At 60.8% G+C, this 2,298-nt stretch carries 3 protein-coding genes; 2 read left to right on the forward strand and 1 reads right to left on the reverse strand.

Annotation, left to right across the window (positions count from 1 at the left end):
* Together OXG98_17905 and OXG98_17910 are read left to right on the forward strand one after the other, a co-directional pair.
* The coding region (locus OXG98_17905; GenBank protein MCY3773885.1) for an FAD-dependent oxidoreductase at positions 1-721 on the forward strand (721 nt) is incomplete at its 5' end.
* Between the two features lie 3 nt (positions 722-724).
* Positions 725-970: a MoaD/ThiS family protein gene (locus OXG98_17910; protein ID MCY3773886.1), complete on the forward strand. Its 246-nt coding sequence runs from the start codon at positions 725-727 to the stop codon at positions 968-970.
* 83 nt (positions 971-1,053) lie between these two features.
* Here OXG98_17910 and OXG98_17915 read toward each other — a convergent pair.
* Positions 1,054-2,298, reverse strand: a 1,245-nt coding sequence (locus OXG98_17915; GenBank protein ID MCY3773887.1) for a CocE/NonD family hydrolase, incomplete at its 5' end; no start/stop codon positions are given.

A 2,298-nucleotide genomic window follows, 5' to 3' on the forward strand; every position in this document is an offset into this window, starting at 1 on the left:
GCCCAACCTGAGCTTTCTCAACGGCTCCGGCATCCACGTTGACGGCGGTATTGTGGTTGACGACCGCATGCAGACCAATATTTCCGGCATCTATGCGGCCGGTGATGTTGCCGCCGGCCCGGACCTGCTGAATGGCTCGCCCGCGGTGCATGCGATTCAGCCAACGGCCGTGGACCACGGTCGGATTGCCGGCGCCAACATGGCCGGCCAGGAGACACACTATCCGGGCAGCCTGCTGCTCAACGTGTTGGATGTCATCAATCTGCACTGCGCCAGCTTTGGCCAGTGGCGGACAGATGCGAAGGAGTCGATCACCACCGTCTGGAACCCAACGCGCCCGATTTATCGTAAATACGTCTGGGACGGCGACCGCATGGTCGGGGCGCTGTTTGTCGGACCGATCGATGACGTCACCATGCTGAACGACGTTGGTATGGTCAAAGGACTCATTCAGACACAACAGGCCCTGGGAAACTGGGCAGACTACGTCAAAGAGAACCCAACCGACGTGCGCCGCGCCTATGTCGCTACCGGGACCGCGCAGAAACTGGTCAGTCATACCCTCTTGGGCGCACCCGCTACAGCGCGCGCCTACCGGGTAGACGGGAAGACACCCCCGGCCTGGCAAAAAGGCTCGCACGGCCCGCTTATCGGCTCTCGCCCGGACGCGCTGGATACGCTTCCACGGACACCGACACCAGGCATTGAAAAGGGTGAATAATCGATGCAGGTCAGTATCAAGCTCTTTGCCAATCTTCGGAAAAAGCTACCCAAAGGCTCTCTGGGGAAAGCGACGCTTGATCTCGCAGATCAGGCAACGATCAACGATCTGATTCACCAACTCGACATTCCTCTCGACCTGGCCCAGATGGTCCTGGTCAACGGCGAGCAGACCCGGGAGTTCGGCCAGGCGCTTGCGGACGGAGACCAGGTCAGCATCTTCCCGCCGGTGGCCGGCGGGAGCGAATGAAACGTCCGTGACGTAAAAAGGCGGTCAAACCGTTTCTATAACCCGCCTTTTCACTGTCCGCCTTCCTTCAGCCAGTACACCCCTCAGCGGGGAATAATCGGCAGCACCACATGCGAGGGATGGGCCTCATCATGAAAGACGCGCTGGAGGGCCGGCTCTAAGCGACTGGCCTCACCGCTGGCCTCGCCGGTTTGCGGGTTGCGGTCAAAACGCGGAAAGTTTGAGCTGGCAATTTCGAGCCGAATGCAGTGTCCGGCCTTGAAGACATTGCTGGTTGCCCACACGTCTATCGTAAACTCGTAGACCTCGCCGGGCTGGAGGAGCGTAGCCTGGGCTTTCGAGGTCCGATAGCGGCCCCGAATGATACCGTCTGTCAGGTTCTGGGCGTACCCTTCGGGGTGCACGTCCACCAGCTTGGCCGTAAAATCCGTATCAACCGCGCTGGTCGCCGCATACAGGGTCACCGTGACAGGTCCGGTGACCTCGACATCCTGCTCAAGGACGGGGGTGGTGTACACCAGAACGTCTTCCCGCTCTTCCACGGAGCGTTGATCGAACGCCCCGCCGGGAACGGCCGCCGGCCAGCAGCATAACCCGCCACCTTTGGTTGGAACGGGGTGACGCGGGTCGGAGACGAAGACGTCCGCCGGTTCGCTACGTGGAGTCTCGGGGCTCAGGCTACCGTCGCCGTGCAGGCCGTTCGCCTTGCCGGTGCTGTGCAAATAGTATGGCGTGTACTGCGCCCGAGCCAGCGGCCATTCGTTCTCATTCCGCCACGTATTCTCGCCCATGACGAAAATACGCACCGGCGGCTCTTCCAACAGGCCGTTCGCTTTGCCTTTGAGCCAGTAGTCAAACCAGCGCAGGTGCAGCCCGTCCAGGCCCGCGGCCAGTTGCGTCGTTGAGAGTCCAAAATTCGCCTCACCAACAACGTTGTTCAGCGGCAGCGCATGGTGCCACGGACCGATAATGAGTTTTTGACCGTCGCGGGCCTCCGGCGTAGCACCGCGTTCGCGCATACCCAGATAATTGCGAATCGTGCCGCCCAGGAAGATGTCGTACCAGCCGCCGACATTACAGGCCGGAACGGGAATCGTGTCATGCCGGCTTTCGATATTGAGTTGCGCCCAGTAGTCGTCGTCGTCAGGATGGGCCAGCCAGTCGTAAAAATAGGACGCGGACTGATGAAAGAACGGAAAATCTTTGAGCGGCAGGCGACGAAACGCCTCACACATATCGTCGATCCCGGACAGGAGTTGTCCGACCACATCCCGCAGTTCGGGCCGGTCTTTCGCCAGCCGCACAGCCGTATCGGCCGCCAGCCCGGT

The sequence above is a fragment of the Gemmatimonadota bacterium genome (assembly GCA_026706345.1).
GTDB lineage: Bacteria > JAAXHH01 > JAAXHH01 > JAAXHH01 > JAAXHH01 > JAAXHH01.

What these genes read in the sequence shown, in the direction of transcription:
- OXG98_17910 (MCY3773886.1), top strand. Translation starts at nt 725, where the DNA reads ATGCAGGTCAGTATCAAGCTCTTTGCCAATCTTCGGAAAAAGCTACCC.